The organism is Cypionkella sp. PAMC25878, from assembly GCF_058135695.1.
Genome location: NZ_CM176871.1, coordinates 4,247,955 through 4,269,065, shown reverse-complemented (window position 1 = coordinate 4,269,065; position 21,111 = coordinate 4,247,955). Strand labels below are relative to the sequence as shown.

General features: G+C 60.2%; 19 protein-coding genes. 11 read left to right on the top strand and 8 right to left on the bottom strand.

Features of this window, described 5'->3' with window-relative positions; translation table 11 throughout:
- Positions 1-3: 3 nt before the first annotated feature.
- Both murA and ACS5RD_RS21080 read left to right on the top strand, forming a co-directional pair.
- Positions 4-1,272: a UDP-N-acetylglucosamine 1-carboxyvinyltransferase gene (gene murA / locus ACS5RD_RS21085; RefSeq protein WP_054006872.1), complete on the top strand. Its 1,269-nt coding sequence runs from the start codon at positions 4-6 to the stop codon at positions 1,270-1,272.
- A complete protein-coding gene (locus ACS5RD_RS21080; protein ID WP_489929001.1) occupies positions 1,269-1,745 on the top strand; it encodes a DUF2948 family protein in 477 nt (158 codons plus the stop codon). Before murA ends, ACS5RD_RS21080 begins: the two co-directional genes overlap by 4 nt.
- Before the next feature lie 30 nt (positions 1,746-1,775).
- Here the strand turns inward: ACS5RD_RS21080 and ACS5RD_RS21075 are convergent, their stop codons facing one another.
- Positions 1,776-1,949, bottom strand: a complete 174-nt coding sequence (locus ACS5RD_RS21075; protein WP_489929000.1) for a hypothetical protein — start codon at positions 1,947-1,949, stop codon at positions 1,776-1,778.
- Positions 1,950-2,464: 515 nt separating this feature from the next.
- On the opposite strand from ACS5RD_RS21075, the gene ACS5RD_RS21070 reads away from it, so the two are divergent.
- The 7 genes from ACS5RD_RS21070 to ACS5RD_RS21040 all read left to right on the top strand — a co-directional run bounded on the left by ACS5RD_RS21070 (position 2,465) and on the right by ACS5RD_RS21040 (position 9,195).
- Positions 2,465-3,745, top strand: coding sequence for an ABC transporter substrate-binding protein (locus ACS5RD_RS21070; protein ID WP_489928999.1), 1,281 nt, complete (start codon positions 2,465-2,467; stop codon positions 3,743-3,745).
- 113 nt (positions 3,746-3,858) lie between these two features.
- Positions 3,859-4,827 (top strand): carbohydrate ABC transporter permease, encoded by a 969-nt coding sequence (locus ACS5RD_RS21065; protein WP_489928998.1) that lies wholly within the window; start codon positions 3,859-3,861, stop codon positions 4,825-4,827.
- Positions 4,824-5,657, top strand: coding sequence for a carbohydrate ABC transporter permease (locus ACS5RD_RS21060; RefSeq protein ID WP_489928997.1), 834 nt, complete (start codon positions 4,824-4,826; stop codon positions 5,655-5,657). The genes ACS5RD_RS21065 and ACS5RD_RS21060 overlap by 4 nt, the downstream gene beginning before the upstream one ends.
- Before the next feature lie 4 nt (positions 5,658-5,661).
- Complete coding sequence (locus ACS5RD_RS21055) at positions 5,662-6,663, top strand: ABC transporter ATP-binding protein (RefSeq protein WP_489928996.1); 1,002 nt, start codon at positions 5,662-5,664, stop codon at positions 6,661-6,663.
- Positions 6,664-6,725: 62 nt separating this feature from the next.
- Positions 6,726-7,511, top strand: a complete 786-nt coding sequence (locus ACS5RD_RS21050) for a ThuA domain-containing protein (protein ID WP_489928995.1) — start codon at positions 6,726-6,728, stop codon at positions 7,509-7,511.
- Entirely contained in the window at positions 7,511-8,569 is a 1,059-nt protein-coding gene (locus tag ACS5RD_RS21045; RefSeq protein WP_489928994.1) for a Gfo/Idh/MocA family protein, read from the top strand. The genes ACS5RD_RS21050 and ACS5RD_RS21045 overlap by 1 nt, the downstream gene beginning before the upstream one ends.
- Positions 8,570-8,706: 137 nt before the next feature.
- A complete protein-coding gene (locus ACS5RD_RS21040) occupies positions 8,707-9,195 on the top strand; it encodes a cytochrome b (protein WP_489928993.1) in 489 nt (162 codons plus the stop codon).
- A 77-nt stretch (positions 9,196-9,272) separates the two neighbouring features.
- On the opposite strand, the gene ACS5RD_RS21035 is transcribed toward ACS5RD_RS21040, so the two are convergent.
- Positions 9,273-10,055: an alpha/beta fold hydrolase gene (locus ACS5RD_RS21035; protein ID WP_489928992.1), complete on the bottom strand. Its 783-nt coding sequence runs from the start codon at positions 10,053-10,055 to the stop codon at positions 9,273-9,275.
- A gap of 96 nt (positions 10,056-10,151) precedes the next feature.
- On the opposite strand from ACS5RD_RS21035, the gene ACS5RD_RS21030 reads away from it, so the two are divergent.
- The gene (locus tag ACS5RD_RS21030; protein WP_489928991.1) at positions 10,152-10,523 is read left to right on the top strand and encodes a hypothetical protein; all 372 of its coding nucleotides are present in this window, start codon (positions 10,152-10,154) and stop codon (positions 10,521-10,523) included.
- Between the two features lie 126 nt (positions 10,524-10,649).
- Here ACS5RD_RS21030 and ACS5RD_RS21025 read toward each other — a convergent pair whose 3' ends face one another.
- Both ACS5RD_RS21025 and glyA read right to left on the bottom strand, forming a co-directional pair.
- On the bottom strand, positions 10,650-10,904 hold the full coding sequence (locus tag ACS5RD_RS21025; protein ID WP_489928990.1) for a DUF805 domain-containing protein: 255 nt from the start codon (positions 10,902-10,904) through the stop codon (positions 10,650-10,652).
- A 190-nt stretch (positions 10,905-11,094) separates the two neighbouring features.
- Positions 11,095-12,387: a serine hydroxymethyltransferase gene (gene glyA / locus ACS5RD_RS21020; RefSeq protein ID WP_489928989.1), complete on the bottom strand. Its 1,293-nt coding sequence runs from the start codon at positions 12,385-12,387 to the stop codon at positions 11,095-11,097.
- A gap of 209 nt (positions 12,388-12,596) precedes the next feature.
- Between glyA and ACS5RD_RS21015 the strand changes: the two genes are divergently transcribed.
- Positions 12,597-13,358: an NAD kinase gene (locus ACS5RD_RS21015; protein ID WP_054007167.1), complete on the top strand. Its 762-nt coding sequence runs from the start codon at positions 12,597-12,599 to the stop codon at positions 13,356-13,358.
- 148 nt (positions 13,359-13,506) lie between these two features.
- Here ACS5RD_RS21015 and ACS5RD_RS21010 read toward each other — a convergent pair whose 3' ends face one another.
- The 4 genes from ACS5RD_RS21010 to ACS5RD_RS20995 all read right to left on the bottom strand — a co-directional run bounded on the left by ACS5RD_RS21010 (position 13,507) and on the right by ACS5RD_RS20995 (position 20,909).
- Positions 13,507-14,943 (bottom strand): sigma-54-dependent transcriptional regulator, encoded by a 1,437-nt coding sequence (locus tag ACS5RD_RS21010; RefSeq protein ID WP_489928988.1) that lies wholly within the window; start codon positions 14,941-14,943, stop codon positions 13,507-13,509.
- The gene (locus ACS5RD_RS21005; RefSeq protein WP_489928987.1) at positions 14,940-16,460 is read right to left on the bottom strand and encodes a response regulator; all 1,521 of its coding nucleotides are present in this window, start codon (positions 16,458-16,460) and stop codon (positions 14,940-14,942) included. Before ACS5RD_RS21005 ends, ACS5RD_RS21010 begins: the two co-directional genes overlap by 4 nt.
- Before the next feature lie 49 nt (positions 16,461-16,509).
- Positions 16,510-18,414 carry a propionyl-CoA synthetase gene (locus ACS5RD_RS21000; protein ID WP_489928986.1) on the bottom strand — a complete coding sequence of 635 codons (1,905 nt, stop codon included), beginning with the start codon at positions 18,412-18,414 and terminating at the stop codon, positions 16,510-16,512.
- A 215-nt stretch (positions 18,415-18,629) separates the two neighbouring features.
- Complete coding sequence (locus tag ACS5RD_RS20995) at positions 18,630-20,909, bottom strand: NADP-dependent malic enzyme (protein WP_489928985.1); 2,280 nt, start codon at positions 20,907-20,909, stop codon at positions 18,630-18,632.
- Positions 20,910-21,111 lie beyond the last annotated feature (202 nt).

Here is a 21,111-nt window from a genome sequence, read left to right as displayed (position 1 = left end):
CAGATGGATTCGATTTTGGTCAAGGGCAATGGGCCGCTGAACGGGGTGATCCCGATTGCGGGGGCGAAGAATGCCTGCCTGACGTTGATGCCCGCGACGTTGCTTTCCGAAGAACCGCTGACGCTGACCAACGCACCGCGGCTGTCGGATATCGCGACGATGACACAGCTTTTGCAGTCTTTGGGTGCGGAAGTGGCCTCAATGCAAAACGGGCTGGTGCTGGCGATGTCGAGCCATAAAGTTGACAACCACACCGCTGATTATGAGATTGTACGCAAATTCCGTGCCTCGATCCTTGTGCTGGGGCCGCTGCTGGCGCGGGATGGTCATGCGATTGTTTCGCTGCCGGGGGGCTGTGCGATTGGCGCGCGCCCGGTGGATTTGCACCTGAAGGCGTTTGAGGCGATGGGGGCGGAACTCGATCTGCGCGACGGTTATGTCCACGCCAAGGCGCCGGGCGGACGGTTGCGCGGGGCGGTGGTGGAGTTTCCGTTTGTCTCGGTGGGGGCCACGGAAAACGCTCTGCTGGCGGCGACTTTGGCGAAAGGCACCACGGTTTTGAAGAATGCGGCGCGCGAGCCGGAGATTGTCGATCTTGCGGTGTGTCTGCGCCGGATGGGGGCGCAGATCGACGGCGAAGGTACCAGCACGATCACCATTCAGGGCGTGGACCGTTTGGGCGGGGCGACGCATCCGGTGGTGACGGACCGGATTGAACTTGGCACCTACATGCTGCTGCCTGCGATTTGTGGCGGTGAGGTGGAGTGTTTGGGCGGCAAGATGAGCCTTGTCGGTGCGTTTGCCGAAAAGCTGGATGCAGCCGGGGTTTCGGTGGTGGAAACCGAGCGCGGGTTGAAGGTGACGCGGAAGAATGGCCGGGTGAATGCGGTCGATGTGGTCACAGAGCCGTTCCCCGGCTTTCCGACCGATTTGCAGGCGCAGATGATGGCGTTGCTTTGCACAGCCGACGGGGTTTCGGTGCTGGAGGAGAAAATCTTCGAGAACCGCTTCATGCACGCGCCGGAACTGGTGCGGATGGGCGCGAAGATTGATGTACATGGCGGCCATGCCACGGTCACCGGCGTTGAGAAACTGCGCGGCGCACGGGTGATGGCGACAGATCTGCGCGCCTCGGTGTCGTTGATCCTGGCGGGCCTGGCGGCCGAAGGCGAAACCGTCGTCAGCCGAGTTTACCACTTGGATCGGGGCTATGAGCGGGTTGAGGAAAAGCTGCGTGGCGTTGGCGCCCAGATCGAACGGATCAGCGGATGAGCGATGCGCGGTTTGAGGATGGCGATGAAGCGCCGTTGCGGCTGGTAGCCCAGGATGCCGAAGGTTTGGCGGTGATCGCGGCGTTGCTGCAGGACGCGGTGTTTCCGATCACTGAAATGTCTTTGGTGCGGCAAAAGCGGCGGTTCGCGCTGATGCTGAACCGGTTCCGCTGGGAATACCGTGAGGCCGCCGAGAAGGCGGGGCAACCGTTTGAGCGGGTGCAAAGCCTGCTGGTGTTTGAAGATGTGTTGGCGATGCGCAGCCAAGGCATTGATCGGGCAGACAAAGACACCATCCTGTCGCTGCTGGATATGAGCTTCACGCCGGGGCCGGATGGCACCGGGTTGGTGACGCTGATCTTGGCAGGGGATGGCGCGATTGGGCTTGAGGTTGAGGCGCTGGACGTCACTTTGCGCGATGTGACGCGACCCTATCTGGCACCTTCGGGTAAGGTGCCAGAGCATGGGGTGTAAGGCTTAAACCTCGGCTTGACCGCTGGGCGCTTAGTCTTTCGGCCCATTGGTATTGATCACCACAGAATTCTTCGTGCTGGGCGTCGCCACGGCGGGCTTGGCCTTGTCTTTCTTCGGCTTTTTCACGTTCTTGCCGGGTTTGCTCATGCCCTTGGCCATTTGGTTTTCCTTACAAGCGGCGGCCATCCGTTTGGCCTTGAGCATCATGCACCTTCGCGGCCGCAAACCCAAGCCCATTCGGCTGGCAGGGCTGCTTTGAACGCTTCATATGCCCGGCAGAAGATCGGCTTAGTTTTGGCCCGGATTTGGAGAAAATTCACATCGCTTTTAGCGGGCTGAGTGTCGTTTTGCAGTTCGGTCGCCGCAGTTTGACTATAGGGGTGCCGCAGCGTTGACGGTTCGGATATTTTTGATAAATATACATAATTCACAATAAGTTATGGTAATTTTTCGATATGCTGAATGCTGCATCGCCGCAGGAAAATGCGGCGATGCAGCAACCACAGGCTGAGAGGGTTGCAATAGATTTTCAATCCTTCGAACCGCCTCCATTTGAAAATTTGAAAGCGCTTTGAAGCGCGAATCGTTGACGAAATGGACCGTTTCGGGCTATTGCCGTGCAAACGCTTCGGGAGGCCGGGTCGCAAGAACCGGAAAAGGACGCGTTTTAGACAGGGCAGCGCCGATAGGGCGCGATCAAAATTATAGGGAGGAAATCCATGTCCTTTGGATTCAAGAGCCGCGCATTGCGGTCGGCTGGTGTTGCAGCACTGATCAGCGCGCTGGGCACGCCGATGATGGCGGAAGAAATCTTCTACGTCTCCGGCTCGGTCGGCAAAGCGGTTGAGAATTTCAAAACGCTGGTGAAGCCGTGGGAAGATGCGACCGGCAATACGGTGACGATGGTGCCGATGCCGGCCTCGACCTCGGACCAGTTCGGCCAATATCGTTTGTGGCTGGCCGCTGGGGCCACCGACATTGACGTCTATCAGACAGATGTGATCTGGGCGCCGCAGCTGGCGGACCACTTTGTTGATCTGAGCGAAGCCGCCAAAGATCTGGCTCCGACGCATTTCCCCTCGATCATCGAGTCGCAAACCGTGGCCGGCAAGCTGGTGGCTTTGCCGATCTTCACCGACGCACCTGCGCTATATTACCGCAAGGATTTGCTGGAGAAATACGGCGTTGCGGTGCCGAAAACCTGGGATGAGCTGACAGCGGCTGCGACCAAAATCCAAGAGGGTGAGCGCGCGGCTGGCAAGGCTGATTTCTGGGGCTATGTCTGGCAGGGCAACGCCTATGAAGGCCTGACCTGCGACGCGCTGGAGTGGGTGAAATCCTTCGGCGGCGGCCAGATTGTTGAATCGGATGGCACGATTTCCATCAACAACGAGAAAGCCGTGAAAGCGCTGGAAACCGCGAAGGGCTGGGTTGGCACGATCTCGCCAGAGGGCGTTCTGGCTTACGGCGAGGAAGAATCGCGCGGCGTCTGGCAGACCGGCAACGCGGCCTTCATGCGCAACTGGCCCTATGCTTATACGCTGGGCAATGGCGACGACTCGGCGGTTAAGGGCCTGTTCGATGTAACCACGCTGCCTGTGGGCGCAGAGGGCGACACCTCGGCGGCAACTTTGGGCGGCTGGAACGTCGCTGTGTCGAAATACTCCAAGCATCAGGATGTGGCGATCAGCTTGGCTTTGTATCTGGCGGGACCCGAGGCGCAGAAGGCGCGGGCGATTTCGGAATCCGCACTGCCGACCATCGTGGCTTTGTATGACGACGCCGATATTGCTGCCGCCCAGCCGATCATCCCGCAGTGGAAAGCGGTGTTCCTGAACGCCGTGCCACGGCCTTCGGCCCCGACGCTTGGTAAATACAACGAGGTGTCCTCAAAGTTCTGGTCGGCGGTGCATGAAACCCTGTCGGGCAATGGTTCGGCTGCCGACAACCTTGCCGGGTTGGAAGCCGATTTGACCGACCTGAAGGGCGACGCCTGGTAATCCTCCCGATATCGGGCACGCCTTGAGGATGGGCGGCGGCAGAGCATCATGCCAACCGCCGCCCATCTTTTACGCTCGGCCTCGGAGGGGGGCCGGTTTAAGGGGGGAAATTCATGACAGCTTCAAAGACTGCCATAGGGCGGGAAAGTGGCCTGAGCCTGCAAAAGCAGCGCCAGAAAGCCGCGTTCTGGTTCTTGGCCCCCATGCTGATCGCGCTATTTTGCGTCGCGGCATGGCCTTTGCTGAGAACGGTTTGGTTCTCGTTGACCGACACATCGCTGAACAATCTGTATGGCGGCAAGTGGATTGGTTTTGACAATTACCTGCGGGTGCAAACCCTGTCGAACGGCACGGTGCGCTACAAAGGCACGCTGGTTGATCCGGCATGGTGGAACGCGGTGTGGAACACGGTGCGGTTCTCGGTGGCCTCTGTGGTCTGCGAAACCATACTCGGGCTGATCGTGGCCTTGGTGCTGAACGCCGAGTTCAAGGGCCGTGGTTTTGTACGCGCGGCGATCCTGATCCCTTGGGCAATCCCCACCATCGTTTCGGCGAAGATGTGGGCGTGGATGCTGAACGACCAATACGGCATCCTGAACGATATGGCGCTGAATTTGGGGCTGATTTCCACCAAGATCGCGTGGACGGCGAATAGTGATACCGCGATGTATGCGGTGCTGATGGTGGATATCTGGAAAACCACACCGTTCATGGCTTTGCTGTGTCTGGCAGGCCTGCAAATGGTGCCGCGCGATATTTATGAGGCGGCGAAGATTGACGGCATCAACCCGATCAAAGTGTTCTTCAAGATCACTTTGCCGCTGATCCGCCCGGCGCTGATGGTGGCGGTGATCTTCCGTATGCTGGATGCGCTGCGGATTTTCGATCTGATCTATGTTTTGACACCCAATTCGGCATCGACCAAAACCATGTCGGTGATCAGCCGTGAGAACCTGATCGAGTTCGATAAATTCGCCTACGGCTCGGCGCAATCGACGCTGTTGTTCGCGATCTTGGCGATCTTCGTGTCGCTGTATATCTGGCTCGGCAAGGTCGATCTGTCCGGGGAGGGCGGCAAATGACCAATAATAAACTGTTGAAAAACATCGCCTTCTACGCGCTTGTCGTGGTGATCGTGCTGTTCTCGATCTTCCCGTTCTACTACGCCATCGTCACATCCTTCGCGACTGGGACGGCACTGTTTGAGGCAAACTATTTCCCGAAAGCCTTCGACTGGGCGAACTACAAGGCGGTGCTGGGCGGGGCGACCTTCCCGCGCAATATCCTAAACTCGGTGTTTGTCGCCACCACCACGGTGGTGCTGGCGCTGTTCCTTGCGGTGACGGCCTCCTATGCCTTGGCGCGGGTGCGCTTCCGGGGCCGGGGCCTGCTCTTGATGACGATTCTTGCAGTGTCGATGTTCCCGCAGATCGCCGTGCTTGCCGGATTGTTCGAGCTGATCACCTACCTCGGCCTGTTCAACTCGCCCTTCGCGCTGATCCTGTCTTACACGATCTTCACGCTGCCGTTCACGGTCTGGGTGCTGACCACCTTCATGCGTGACCTTCCGGTTGAGATTGAGGAAGCCGCGATTGTCGATGGTGCAACTCCGTGGATCATCATCACCAAGGTGTTCCTGCCGCTGCTGTGGCCCGCTTTGGTGACGACGGGGCTTCTGGCCTTCATCGGCGCGTGGAATGAGTTTCTGTTCGCGCTGACCTTCACCTCATCTGAGGTGACGCGAACGGTTCCGGTGGCGATTGCGCTTCTATCAGGCGCGTCACAGCAGGAAATCCCTTGGGGCCCGATCATGGCAGCAAGCGTCATTGTGACGGTGCCGCTGATCATCCTCGTTCTTATCTTCCAACGCAAAATCGTCGCGGGTTTGACCGCAGGCGGCGTGAAGGGCTGAAAAAATGGCAAAAATTGAACTGAAGAACGTCAAGAAGTCCTATGGCGCGGTGGATGTGATCAAGGGCATCGACCTGACGATTGAGAAGGGCGAATTCATGGTGTTTGTCGGGCCCTCTGGCTGCGGCAAATCAACCCTGCTGCGGCTGATCTCGGGGTTGGAGGAGATTTCGTCGGGCGATATGTTGTTTGATGGCGATCGCGTCAACAACGTGCTGCCCAGCCAGCGCGGTATTGCGATGGTGTTCCAATCCTATGCTTTGTATCCGCATATGACGGTCTACGACAACATGGCCTTTGGGATGAAACTGGCGAAAGCCAGCCCCGAGGCGATGAAAAAGCGGGTGATGGAGGCGGCGAAATTGCTGCAAATTGATCACCTGTTGGAGCGTCTGCCGAAACAGCTGTCCGGTGGCCAACGTCAGCGCGTCGCCATTGGCCGCGCGATTGTGCGCGACCCACGGGTATTCCTGTTTGACGAGCCTTTGTCGAACTTGGACGCCGCCTTGCGGGTGCAGACCCGGTTGGAAATTGCCAAGCTGCACCATTCGATGTCGGATGTGACGATGATCTACGTCACCCACGATCAGGTCGAGGCGATGACCCTCGCCGACCGCATCGCGGTGCTGCGCGATGGGCGGTTGGAGCAGGTGGGCTCACCTGCCGAGCTGTATGAACGTCCGAATTCGATCTTCGTCGCGGGCTTTATCGGCAGCCCGAAGATGAACTTTCTGACCGGCAAGTTTGCTGTCGATCATGGCTGCACCACTCTGGGCATCCGCTCGGAACATATCGACGTGGTGGAAGGCGGCTTGTGGACGGGAACAATCGTTCATGCCGAAGATCTGGGCAGCGACAATTATTTGTTCGTCGAAGTCGGCAGCGATGAGCCTTTGATCGTGCGGCGCGAAGGCAAATTAACCATGAAAGTCGGCGATACCGTGTCGCTGTCGGCGAAGGCTGGCCAGTTGCACAAGTTCGATCAGAACGGCAAGCCGATCCGTTGAATTCAGAAAACCATCCGTCGCGCCCCGGCTTAGGGGTGCGGCAGCTATGAAAGGAACATGCGATGAGCATCCGCGTCACCGTTTGGGGCGAGAACGTCCACGAACAGAAAAACAAAGTTGTGTCAGAGGTTTATCCACTGACGATGCATGGCACGATTGCCGCTGCGCTGAATAAGGCCGGGGGCATTTCGGCCGCAACCGTGACCTTACAGGATCCGGAACACGGGATGACGGCAGAAAAGCTGGCCGCAACTGATGTGCTGATCTGGTGGGGGCACGCCGCACATGGCGATGTCGATGATGCGATTGTCGAGCGGGTCTGTAACGCGGTTTGGGGCGGGATGGGGATCATCTTCCTACACTCGGCCCACTTCGCCAAGCCGTTCAAACGCCTGATGGGTGCGCCGTGCAACCTGACTTGGCGGGAAGCGGGCGAACGCGAACGGCTGTGGGTGACCAGCCGCCAGCACCCGATTGCGGCAGGCTTGCCCGATCATTTTGAGTTGGAATACGAGGAAATGTATGGCGAGCCGTTTGGCGTGCCGGAACCCTTGGAAACCGTGTTCATCAGCTGGTTTGCCGGGGGCGAGGTGTTCCGCTCCGGCCTGACCTACAAGCGCGGCGCGGGGAATATTTTCTATTTCCGCCCCGGCCATGAAACCTATCCGACCTATCACGACGCCAATGTGCAGCGGGTGATCTCGAATGCGGTGAAATGGGCGCATAATCCGAATGTGCGGATCGCCAACCCGAATGACGCGCCGAATACGCCTGTCGATAAGGCACTGGAGCCGATCACGGAACGCGGCCCGCGCCTGCATCATGACGGCGAGGCGGGGTATCGGTGATGGCGAAACCAGTTCGTATTCTGATCCTCGGCACCGGGGGCATGGCGGCCAACCATGCCGACTGTTTCAAGGCGATTGAAGGCGTCACGCTGGTGGGCGGCATCGACACGCGCCCTGTGCAACTGGCGGAGTTCTGTGATCGCCACGGCATCGCCGGGCGGTTTGCCTCGATTGACGAGGCGATTGCGTGGGGGCAGTTTGACGCTGTCACCAACGTGACATCGGATGCGGCGCATTACGCCACCACCTTGCCATTTCTGGCGGCGGGCAAGCACGTACTCTGCGAAAAGCCCCTTGCTACGTCCGAAGCGCAGGCCGATGCGATGGCCGCAGCCGCCGCAAAAGCGGGTGTGGTGAACATGGTCAACCTCAGCTACCGCAACGTAGCGGCCTTACAAAAGGCGGCGGCGATGGTGCGCGAGGGGGCGATTGGAACCGTCCGTCATTTTGAGGCGAGCTATCTGCAAAGCTGGCTGACCCAACCGGCGTGGGGCCATTGGGACAAAGAAAGCCAATGGCTGTGGCGGCTGTCGACCAAGCATGGCTCCAAGGGTGTGCTGGGCGATGTCGGCATCCATATCCTTGATTTTGCAACCTTTATCGCCGGGCAAGCGGCGGTCGAAGTCTCATGCCGTCTTGCCACCTTCCACAAAGCGCCGGGCGATCAGATTGGCGAATACCCGCTCGATGCCAATGACTCCGCCACCATGCAGATCGTGCTGGAGAATGGCGCACTGGGCACGGTGACCGCGACGCGGTTTGCCTCGGGCCATCTGAACGACCTGCGCCTGCGGATTTATGGCGACAAGGGCGGGCTGGAAGTGCGCTGGGAGAAGAACGAAAGCTCTCTCCGCGCTTGCCTTGAGGCCGATCTGCAAGCGGGGCAGTGGCATGACATTGACGCTCCGGTTCTGGCGACGATCTACCAGCGTTTCATCGCCGCGATCCGAGGCGAGGGCGTGGCAGAGCCGGATTTTGGGCGCGGCGCAACATTGCAGCGGCTGCTAGACCGGGCAGAGCAATCGGCAGGTCAAGCCGGCGTCAGCCTAAAGGTCTGATCCCGGCCTGCCTGTGGAAAACCGAGGCGTCCCCAGCGCCTCGGTTTGAATTTTGCGCAAACTGATATGAATCATAGGTGACGACGGAAACCAGCTTATATAGCGTATCAAGTCAAATGTTTATGAAGGGACGTTGCATGCCTGATCTCAAAGGCTATTCCGCCAGCCAAATCTTTCTGCATTGGCTGGTGGCAGGGCTGATCTTGTTCCAACTGATCTTTGGCGAAGATATGGGCGGCGCTTGGGACGCCTTTGAGGAGGGACGAACCCCCAATATGACGCTCTGGGTTTGGGCGCATATCGGGGTGGGAATCGCGGTACTGGTGTTTGCGCTGTGGCGGCTGGCTTTGCGGTTCAGCCGTGGCGCGCCAGAAGCTCCGGCCGATTCAGCACTGATGATGCTGGCGGCGAAATGGGGCCATTGGGCGCTTTATGCGGCGATGCTGCTGGCGCCGATTACCGGACTGGTGGCTTGGTATGGTGGTGTGGCCACGGCGGCAGAGCTGCATGGATGGTTCAAGCCGGTGATTATCGTGCTGGTCGCCGGGCATGTGGTGGCAGCGCTGTATCACCATTTTATCGTGAAGGATGGCTTGCTGCTGCGGATGAAACGCCCGCTTGACTAAGGCGCGCGGCCTGCGCCGAAGCGGAAAACGCGGTTTTCCGGCACGATTTTTGGGTTAAAAATTGGTTTGGCGCTTATCTAGGAAGACGAGCCGTTCAGAAACACCCGCACGGCCTGTTCAAATTCGCGCGGGCGCTCGGCGTGCAGCCAATGGCCCGCGCCGGGCAACTTTGCGAAATGCGATTTCGGGAACAGGCTTCGGATGGTGTCGCGATACTCCGGCTTGACGTAATGCGACAGCGCCCCGGTGAGAAACAGCGTGTGGCCGTCAAAACGCCCTGCGGTTGCGGGCCAGCCGACGATCAACGGCATCTGATCTTCCAGCACATCAAGGTTCAGCCGCCAGATCGGGGGCTGTGCCTTTAGGTCCAGCGATTGCAAGAAAAATGCCCGTAGGGCAGGGTCGGGGATGGTCGCACTCAAGCGGCGATCCGCCGCACTGCGCGCGGTCAGGCCCGTCAAATCCAACGCTCGCATCGCGGCAATATACTGCGTCTGGTCATGGCTGTAGGCGACGGGGGCAATATCGGCGACCACCAGTTTGCGCACCAGTTCCGGTCGGGTCAGCGCCAGCTGCATCGCAGCCTTGCCACCCATCGAATGACCCAGCACATCCATCGGAGCGCCCAAAGACGTGATCACCTCGGCCAGATCACCCGCCATATCGGGGTAGCTTTGCGTCGCAACCCTCGGGCTTTGGCCGTGGTTGCGCATATCCACCACATGTACCGCGCGGGTGTCGGCCAGATGCCGGGCGATCACGCTCCAGTTGCGGGCAGAGCCGAACAACCCATGCACGATCAGCAGATCGGGCAAGTTGGGGTCGGGTGCGGTGGCGGGATAGGTGGTGATCGCAAGCATGTGGCTTTGATAGCGCGGATTGAGAGTTTCGGCCAGAGCAGTTGAAGCCCTGCGGTGGCAGCGATAAGGTCCGGCGATGTCAAAAGGAAGTGCTACATGACCGGAGTGCCTATTCAGCAAATGGCCGACCGCGTGGCGGGTCTGATGGAGCAGCGCCTGCGGGTGCGCGGGCAGGGCCTCGGCGAAAAGCTGCGCAAGGGCGGGCGGTTGTTGCCACGCCGGGTGCGCGCGGCGGCAGAGGTTTTGCACACCGGAGCCGTGATGGCGCAAAACCCCAAGCTCTGGGCGCAGGTCGATCAGCAGGTGGTGGCACAGGCCTATGACACCTGCGTGCGGCATCTGAACGGCGTCGATGGCGGTGATCGCCGCAAGGGCGCGGTGCTGGGGATTGCGGCCTCGGTCGCGTTCTCGGTTCTGGCTGTGGCCGCTTTGCTGTTTGCAGTGCTGCGTTGGCGCGGTTTTATTTAGCCGGATGCAGGCCAGAACAAACGGCAACCGCGCCCAATCGCCACGGCTGAGCCCCCTCGGCGCGAAGTGATGGGTGGCTGATCGGGCAGGTGAGGCACGCGGCGCATGTCGGGTGTCATAGTCTGATCACGAAATCGGATTGGCACCAAAACGGTTGCTGCCAATATCACCGGGCACAACATACAGTACAAATTCGAGAAATTGGCCGATAAACGGTAAAAACAGCGCCAGCCAGATCGCCTGCTGCACACTGATATCGTTGGCGCGCCGAATGGTTACAGCGATTTTTGAGCAGACCAACACCCCGACAATCACCGCCCCGGCTATGAGAATCAACGGCACAGTCAAAAGATATGGAGGGCGAGCAAAACCGCCGTCCACTATGCCAGTTGGTACAACAGGTAGCTTTTGCGATTGCGCCGGACCGAGAGACTAAAAAGATATTCAAAGACTGGTTGTGACATGGGCCAGGCGCAAAACTGCATTGCCGTATTAGGCCTGTGATCGCCCAAAATGACAAGAGGGTGGACAGATACCACCCTCTTGCCCGTTTTACAAAGAATCGCGTGACTTACAGTCCCGGATACATCGGGAATTTCTCGCACATGGCTTCAACGCGGGCTTTCACGGCGGCCTCAACCTCGGCGTTGCCATCCTCGCCATTGGCGGCCAGACCATCAACCACTTCGACGATCCATTTGCCGATCTGGCGGAATTCAGCCTCGCCAAACCCCCGCGTGGTGCCTGCCGGTGTGCCAAGACGCACACCCGAGGTCACGGTCGGCTTTTCCGGGTCAAACGGGATGCCGTTCTTGTTGCAGGTGATGTTGGCGCGGCCCAAGGCTTTCTCGGTGGCATTGCCTTTCACACCCTTAGGGCGCAGATCGACCAGCATGACATGGGTGTCGGTGCCGCCAGTGACGATGTCGATGCCACCCTTCATCAGTTCATCCGCCAAGGCTTGGGCGTTCTTGATCACTTGGCCCGCATAGGCTTTGAACTCAGGCCGCAAAGCCTCACCGAACGCCACGGCTTTCGCGGCGATGACGTGCATCAACGGGCCGCCTTGGATGCCAGGGAAAATCGCCGAGTTCACTTTCTTGGCGATATCTTCGTTGTTGGTCAGGATCATGCCGCCGCGCGGGCCGCGCAGGGTTTTGTGGGTCGTGGTGGTCGCAATGTCAGCATAGGGGAAGGGCGAGGGATGATGACCGCCGGCCACAAGGCCCGCAAAGTGAGCCATATCGACCATCAGGTAGGCACCCACTTTATCCGCCACTTCACGGAACTTGGCAAAGTCGATCTGGCGCGGCACGGCGGAACCGCCCGCGATGATCAGCTTCGGCTTATGCTCCAGCGCCAAGGCTTCCAGCTGGTCATAGTCGATGCGGCTGTCTTGCTGACGCACGCCGTACTGGATGGCGTTGAACCATTTGCCCGACTGGTTCGGGGCCGCGCCGTGGGTCAAATGACCACCGGACGCGAGGTTCATCCCCAGAATGGTGTCGCCGGGTTTCAGCAAAGCGTTGAACACGCCTTGGTTGGCTTGGCTTCCCGAGTTCGGCTGCACGTTGACAAAACCGCAGCCAAACAGCTGCTTGGCGCGGTCAATCGCCAGATTTTCAGCCACATCAACGAATTCACAGCCGCCATAATAGCGTTTGCCCGGATAACCTTCGGCATACTTGTTGGTCATCACCGAACCCTGCGCTTCCATCACGGCGCGGCTGACGATGTTTTCCGAGGCAATCAGCTCGATCTCATGGCGCTGACGCCCGAGTTCATTGGTGATCGAGCCGAAAAGTTCGGGGTCACGGGTGGCAAGGCTCTCGGTGAAAAATCCGGTATCGCGGTGGGCGGTCATGGCGTCTCCTGCGGGTGATGGGCCGATTTGCAGCGGTTCTAGGCCAAGGGGGGGCTTTGGGGAAGGCAAGAAACGACGCGGAACGGGTCGGTTACGCCGTCTTGTTCACTATAGGAAACTTGTTACCGCTATCGAAAGCGCGGGCAGGGCTTGAGTTTGGCGGCAGGGCGGGCAAGGCTGCGCATCCAAGCACAAGGATTCTGCGGGTGGTGTTCAAGAAGATCGCGTTTGTGGCCAGCACGACCCCGGCGGCGCAAGAGGCGCTGGCGGAGCTGGTGGGCTTGCATGGGCAGGTGGCGGTAGAGCTTGCAGATGTTGTGGTGGCTTTGGGGGGGGACGGTTTCATGCTGCAAACCCTGCACGAGACGCAGCCGCTGGGGTTGCCGGTCTATGGGATGAACTGCGGCACAGTGGGGTTTCTGATGAACACCTTCTCGGCCGATCTGCTGCCGAAACGGCTGGCGGTGGCGGAGGAGGCGGTGATCCATCCGCTGGCGATGACGGCGGTTTCCTCGAATGGGGCGATCACGCAGGCTTTGGCGATCAATGAGGTGTCCCTGCTGCGGGCGGGGCCGCAGGCGGCGAAGGTGCGGATCTCGGTCGATGGCAAGGTTCGGCTGGAGGAGTTGGTTTGTGATGGCGTGCTGGTGGCGACGCCTGCGGGGTCCACCGCCTACAATTATTCGGCGCATGGGCCGGTGCTGCCGATCGGGTCGGAGGTGCTGGCTTTGACGCCGATGGCGGCGTTTCGGCCGCGACGCTGGCGGGGGGCTTTGCTTCCCAAGTCTGTGGTGGTGCGGTTTGATATTCTGGAGCCGGAGAAACGTCCAGTGCGGGCAGATGCGGACAGCCGGTCCGTGACGGATGTGGTTTCGTTGGAAATCCGGTCGGAACCGTCCATTTGTCACCGGATTTTGTTTGATCCGGGGCATGGGTTGGAGGAGCGGTTGATTGTGGAGCAGTTTGCATGATTTTGGCTTTGTCCACGCGTGGACAGAATTTGATGTAAGGAAAATCAAGGGGTTGCAGGGGTCTGTTCAGGAAGTGTTAACACTTGCCCGCAGCGCAACCGATTTCTGGGGCAGAAATCGTTCCCGATTTTTTGCTTAAAAAATCGCCCTAGCGCTGCGTCCAAGTCTCTATCTTGCGGTAGAGCGTCGAGGGCGACAGTTCCAGCACCCTTGCGGCTTTTGGCACCGAGCCGTTGTGTTGGGCCAGCGTGGCTTCGATCACCAGACGCTCGATCTCTGCCAAGGGGCGGCCCAGCAGCGTGTCAAGGCCGGGCGGTTCTGGTTGGCTCGGCGGCTCGCTTGGATGGGCGGGGCGCTGCGCGATCAGCAGATCTTGCGCCTGCTGCAGCAGGCTGGCGGGCAGCATGCCGGAGGTCAGCACACCGCCATCATGCAGCACGGCGACGTTACGGATCACGTTCAGCACTTGCCGCACATTGCCAGGCCATGGCAGGCGGCGGAACAGCGCGCACACCTCGGGCGACAGGCCGTCAAACTGCTTGCCTTCCTCTTGCGCAAAGCGGGCAAGCGCGGTTTCGGCGATCTCGATCATATCATCGCCGCGCTCACGCAAAGGCGGCATGTGGATCGGCACCACGAACAGGCGGTAAAACAAATCCTCGCGGAACTGGCCGCGCCGCACCGCATCCATCGGATCGCGGTTGGTGGCGCAGACGATGCGGACATTGACCTTCCTTGGCCGGGTCGCCCCCACCGGCACCACGGTCGAGGTTTGCAAAAACCGCAGCAGCTTGGTTTGCAGCGCCGGGGCCATTTCGCAGACTTCATCCAAAAATAGCGTGCCGCCATCCGCAGCCGTCGCCGCCCCCGGTTTGTCGGAAATTGCCCCGGTGAAACTGCCCTTCATATGGCCGAACACTTCGGATTCCAGCAAATCCTGTGGGATCGCGCCGCAGTTCAGCGCGATGAACGGGCCGTTGGCGCGCGGGGAATTGCTATGCACAGCCAAAGCGCACAGCTCTTTGCCGGTGCCGCTTTCGCCGGTGATGAACACCGTGGCCATCGAGCGGGCGACTGAGACGATGGTGGCGTGGATGGCGGCCATCGCCTGCGACGAGCCGATGAAGCCGCTGCCGATCTGGGCTGGCACGGGACTGGCGGTGGCGGGCAACACAGTCAGCGGCGCTGCGGCTTTGGCGCGCGGCTTGGCGGACGCTGTTTTATGGGCATTGGCCACGACATTCAGCAGTCGCGCTTCGTCAAACGGTTTGACCAGAAACTCATGCGCGCCCGCCCGCATCGCTTCGACCGCCTTGCTGATCGAGCCATGCGCCGTCATCACCACGACATGCAGGCCGGGGTGCAGTTGCAGGATTTCGCGCATCAAATCAAGGCCATCGCGGTCGGGGAGCACCAGATCCAGCAAGATCACCTGCGGGGTGGCTTCGTGCAACAACTCTAGCCCTTCGGCGGCCGTGCCGGCCGTCACCACTGCGTAACCGGCTTTGGTCAGTGCTGCGCGGTACAGCAGTTGCAGCGAGGGCGTGTCCTCGATCAGCAGGATAGGGGGCAGAGATGCGGTCACTGCGGCTCCTGCGTGGTGACGGTGGGTGTCAAGTTGAGGGGGCTCACGATCTTCTGGTCGATGAAATGGATCAACATGTCTAATTGTTCAAGGGCTTGCGGCAGCAGAGTGTGGAAGGTGCCGCGATCAGGCACCGGCTGGTGCGCCAAAGTGTTGATCGCCTGCGCCAGCTGATACAGGAAAGTGGCGCCTGCCGTGCCTGCCAGCGCAATCATCACATGGGTTTGACGCCGCACCTCCAACCAGTCGGGACCATGCGCGGCAGCGAGCAGCCCGCGTTCGGCGGTGCGCAGATCTTTTTGCAGATGATCCAGCAGCTCGGCGGCCATTTTTGGCCCGGCCATTTGCAACAACTCCTGAAACTGGCCGGGTTCAACCTGCGGGCCGGCGTGATGGGGGGCTACGTTGCGGCGCAGCACTTGCCCCAGCACTTCGGCGAGGTTCTGGGCATCGAGTACCGGTTTGCACAGCAGGCTATCGGCCCCAGCGGCCAAAATTGCCGCCTTGTTGGCGCGGAGTTGATAGGCGGTAATGGCAAGAATCGGTAGCCGGGCCAGCGCGCCGGGTTGGCTGCGGATGTGGCGGATCACCTCTAGCCCGCTCATCTGCGGCATTTCGATATCGACCAGAAGGGCATCAAAACGGCCGCGCTTGAGGTGGTCAAGGGCTTGCAGGCCATCGCTTGCCGCCGTGACCTGCGCACCTTGGCTGGTGAGCAGTTGGGTCAGCAGCAGCCGACCAGTTTCGCTGTCATCGGCGATCAGCAGGTGTCGGTTCAGCAAGAGTGCGGACGTGGCGATTGGAACAGCGGGCGGTACTGCCGCGGGCAGGAGGGGGTGCAGCGGCAACAGCACAACCACTTCGGCCCCGCCGCCTGCATGGTTGGCGGCGCTGATCTGGCCCCCGGCTTGGCCAACGATCTGCCAGATGATGTGCAGCCCCATGCCTGTGCCCGGTATACTGGCGCTCTCATCGCGGTTGTTGCAGGTGTAAAGCCGCGCCAGCGTGGCGGGGGCAAAGCCCTTGCCTTGATCTTGCACGGTTATGTTCAACTGCTGCGCGGCGGTGATGTGCAATTTGCACGAGATGCAGCCTGTCTCGGCATATTTCAGCGCGTTGTTCAGCAGGTTTGACAGAATCCGCTCCAGAAAAGCCGGGTCCAGCGCCAGCTGTGCGGGCAGGTTCTTGGCCTCAAGCTGAAAGCTGAGACCTTGCTCTTGCGCCCGGGCCGTCCAGCGCAACTTCAGGCTGTGCAGCAGGTGTTCGGTGTGCAAGCGGATCGCGGCGGTTGTCTGATGCAGCGGGGCGTCCTGCAGCAGGACGAGGGCTTGCTCTAACAGCAGGGCGAGGGCTTCGCTGGCGGCACGGGTGCGAGCGATATGGCTGCGCGGTTCTGCAGGCAGCCGTTCAGGGTCGATCAGGCGCAGCCCGCCGATCACCTCGGACAAAGCCGCGCGCAGATCGTGGCCCAACAGGGCAACGGTCTGGGCATCTGGGGGGAGAGGGCTGTTGCGCATAACCCCAAGGTAAGCGCTGCGGCGGCTTTGTCTAGTGTTGGGCTTTGGGTTAGAGCTTTGGTTGTGCCTTGGCGTAGCCGATGGTTTGCAGTGCTGTGCGGATTTCATCCAAGACGGCCGGATCGTCGATTGTGGCGGGCATTTTCCACGGCGCGTTGTCGGCGATCTTGACCATAGTGCCGCGCAGGATCTTGCCGGAGCGGGTTTTCGGCAGGCGGTCGACCACCACCGCGCGTTTGAAATCGGCGACCGGGCCGATTTTGTCGCGCATCAGTTGCACACATTCCTTGACGATCTGCTGCGGGTCACGGGTGCAGCCTTTGTTCAGGCAGAGGAACCCTACCGGGCTTTGGCCTTTCAGATCATCCGCCACGCCGACCACAGCACATTCAGCAACGTCTTTGTGGTTGGCGAGAACCTCCTCCATCGCCCCTGTAGACAGCCGATGTCCTGCGACATTGATCACGTCATCGGTGCGGGCCATGATATAGAGATAGCCGTCGTCATCGACATACCCGGCATCGCCGGTCTCATAATAGCCGGGGAAATGGGTGAGGTAGCTTTTGATGAAGCGATCCTCGGCGTTCCACAGCGTCGGCAGCGTGCCGGGGGGCAGCGGCAGTTTCACCGTGATCGCGCCCAAAGTGCCGGAGGCCACCGGATGGCCACCTTCGTCAAGGATTTGCACGTCATAGCCGGGCATCGCCACGGTGGGCGAGCCGATTTTCACCGGCAAAGCCTCAATCCCCAACGGATTGGCGGCGATGGCATAGCCGGTTTCGGTCTGCCACCAGTGATCAATCACCGGAATGTTCAGATGGGTTTGCGCCCAGTGGATGGTATCAGGGTCGGCGCGTTCTCCGGCCAAGTATAATGCCTTTAGGGCGCTAAGATCATAGCCCGAGGGCAATTCGCCGTCCGGATCTTCGCGCTTGATGGCGCGCAGAGCGGTGGGTGCGGTGAAAAAGGTTTTCACCTTATGCTCGGCAATCACCCGCCAGAACGTGCCCGCATCCGGGGTGCCAACGGGTTTGCCTTCAAACACCACCGTGGTGCAGCCCGCGATCAAGGGCGCGTAGCAGATATAACTGTGGCCGACGACCCAGCCGACATCGGAGGCCGCCCAGAACACATCGCCCACGCCGCAGTCGTAAATCGCCCGCATCGTCCAGTTCAGCGCCACCAGATGGCCCGCAGTCGGGCGCACCACACCTTTCGGCGCCCCCGTGGTGCCTGAAGTATAGAGGATATAGGCCGGATGATTGCCCGCAACGGGCACACATTCGGCGGGCTCTGTGCCAAATTGAAAGCTGTGCCATGCCACATCCCGGCCCGGGATCAGGGCCGCAACCTCTTGCTCGCGTTGCAGGATCACGCAGAAATCGGGTTTGTGGGCGGCCATGTCGATCGCGGCATCCAGCAAGGGTTTGTAGTGGATCACGCGGGACGGCTCGATACCGCAGCTTGCCGCGATGATGGCTTTCGGAGTGCAATCGTCGATCCTGACCGCCAGTTCCGTCGCCGCGAAGCCGCCGAACACCACGGAGTGTATCGCCCCCAGCCGCGCACAGGCCAGCATCGCCTCAAGGGCTTCGGGAACCATCGGCATGTAGATGATGACGCGGTCGCCTTTTTCCACCCCCTTGGCGCGCAACGCCCCGGCGAGCGAGGCGACGCGGCTTTGCAACTCGGCATAGGTGATCGCATGTTTGGTGCGGGTGACCGGGCTGTCATGGATGATCGCCAGTTGATCGCCGCGCCCGGCCAGAACGTGACGGTCGACGGCGTTCCAGCAGGTGTTAACGGTGGCGTCGGTGAACCATTCATACAAGGGCGCGCGGCTGGCATCCAAGGCTTTGGACGGCGGTTTCACCCAATCAATCTTGGACGCGGCTTCCATCCAGAACGCTTCCGGGTTGGCCTGCCAGCCTGCATAGATTTCACGGTATACCATTGTATGCCTCCTCCAAAGCTGCGGCTGTCTTAGGCAAGCCCGCTTGAGTCGCGCAAGGATCGCGACAGGGGTGCGACACTAAGTTTGCATATATTGCGTAGAAGTGGGCGCAAAGTTTTGCAAACTGCCTGCAAATATACGATGTTTGCGTGCAAACCTACGTGGTTTGCAAACCCGACGGGTCGGGTTTGCGAAGTTTGTCTGGGTGAGATATTTTACCCGTAATGCGCGACCGGCGTACCCGCGATGGCCGTCATGTTCAACAATCCCCGCGCGGTGATCGAGGGGGTGGCGATATGGGCGCGGTTTCCCATGCCCATCAGGATCGGGCCAACTTCAAGGCCCCCGGCCTTGAGTTTCAACATGTTACGCGCAGTGCTGGCAGCGTCGGAATAGGCGAAGACCAGCACGTTGGCAGGGCCTTGCATCCTTGATCCGGGGAAGATGCGGGCGCGGAGTTCGGGATCAAGCGCCGCATCGGCGTTCATCTCGCCTTCGTAGATGAAGTCGACTTCGCGGGCGTCGAGGATTTCCAGGGCCGCGCGCGTCCGGCGACCGGAATCGCTGTCAAGGTTGCCAAAGCTGGAATGACTGCACAGAGCCACCTTCGGCTGCACGCCAAAACGCTTGGCGTGGCGGACCGCACCGATCACGGTTTCGGCGATTTGCTCAGGCGTCGGCACGGCGTTGACCTGCGTGTCGGCGATGAACAGCGGGCCGTCTTCAAGGATCATCAGCGACAACGCGCCGCGCGGGTGCAGGCCGTCACGCGCCAGGATCTGGCGGACATAGCCCAGATGCCACAGATATTGCCCGAAGGTGCCGCAGATCATGCTCTCGGCATCGCCGCGATGCACCGCGATGCCCGCGATGGCGGTGGTGTTGGTGCGCATCACGGCACGCGCAATATCTGGGGTGACGCCTTGGCGGGCCATCAACTCGTGGTAGGAACCCCAGTAGTCGCGATAGCGGTGGTCGCTTTCGGGGTTGATGATTTCAAAGTCTTTATCCGGCCGGATCGGCAGGCCTGCGCGTTCGCAGCGGGTGGCGATGACCTCTGGGCGGCCGATCAGAATCGGTTTGTCGGTCATTTCCTCCAGCATGGCGTTGGCGGCGCGCAGCACGCGTTCATCTTCGCCCTCGGCAAAAATGATGCGGCGGCTGACGGTGGCGGCGGCCTCAAACACCGGGCGCATGATCAGCGCCGATTTGAACACCGAGCCGTTCAGCTTCTCGCGATAGGCGTCCAGATCGTGGATCGGCCGTGTGGCAACGCCGGTTTCCATCGCGGCCTTGGCAACGGCGCTGGCGACAACGCCGATCAGGCGGGGATCGAACGGTTTCGGGATCAGGTAATCCGCACCAAAGGTCAGCTTTTCGCTGGAGTAAGCGGCGGCGGCTTCGGCAGAGGTTGTGGCGCGGGCGAGGGCTGCGATACCGTCGATACAGGCCAGTTGCATCTGGTCATTGATCACAGTGGCACCGACGTCTAATGCGCCGCGGAAGATGAAGGGAAAGCACAGTACATTATTGACTTGATTGGGGAAATCGCTGCGCCCGGTGGCCATGATCGCATCAGGCGCCACGGCGCGAACGGCATCGGGCATGATCTCGGGGTTCGGGTTGGCGAGAGCAAAGATGATCGGGCGCGGGGCCATTTTCGCCACCATTTCGGCAGTCAAAACGCCGGGGCCGGAGAGGCCGAGGAACAGATCGGCATCCCTAATCACATCGGCCAAAGTGGCGGCGGTCGTGCCCTGAGCGTAGGCGGCCTTCTGCTCGGTCATCTGCTCGTTGCGGTCTTTGTAGACGAGGCCGGCAAGGTCACAGAGCCAGACGTTTTCACGTTTGACGCCGAGTTTCAGCAGCATGTTCAGGCAAGCGATTCCCGCAGCGCCGCCGCCAGTGGAAACCACCTTGATATCGGCGAAAGATTTGCCCGCGACATGCAGCGCGTTGGTGGCAGCGGCCCCGACCACGATGGCGGTGCCGTGTTGATCATCGTGGAAGACCGGGATTTTCATCCGCTCACGGCACAGTTGTTCAACGATGAAACAATCCGGGGCCTTGATGTCTTCCAGATTGATCGCGCCGAAGGTCGGCTCCAGCGCGCAGACGATATCGGCGAGTTTGTAGGGGTCAGGCTCGTTCAACTCGATATCGAAACAGTCGATATTGGCGAATTTCTTGAACAGAACCGCCTTGCCTTCCATCACGGGCTTCGAGGCCAAAGCCCCAATGTTTCCAAGGCCCAAGACGGCGGTGCCGTTGGTGACAACCGCCACCAAGTTGCCGCGCGCGGTGTAGCGGCTGGCGGTGGCGGGATCGGCTTTGATCTCAAGACAAGCCTCTGCCACACCGGGGGAATAGGCCAGCGAGAGGTCGCGGCCATTGGCCAAGGGCTTGGTCGCGCGGATTTCCAGCTTTCCCGGCTTGGGGAATTCGTGGTAATCTAGCGCCGCCTGCCGAGCGTTATCTTGCCGTGCTTCTTCCATTCGGACCTCCCGCAGATTTATAGTTTACCTTTAAACCAGTTTTTATCTCACGCCAACTGTGGCTTTTTCACACGGTGTTTTAGGCCCGTTTTTTGAAGGACGTCTATGCTTTTGGTTTGAGTATGCGCTGGCAGACTTAAAGCAAACCAAGCCCATCGCAAAGTCAAAGCGGTTTGGTGATAGCTCGTATCACAAGAAATCG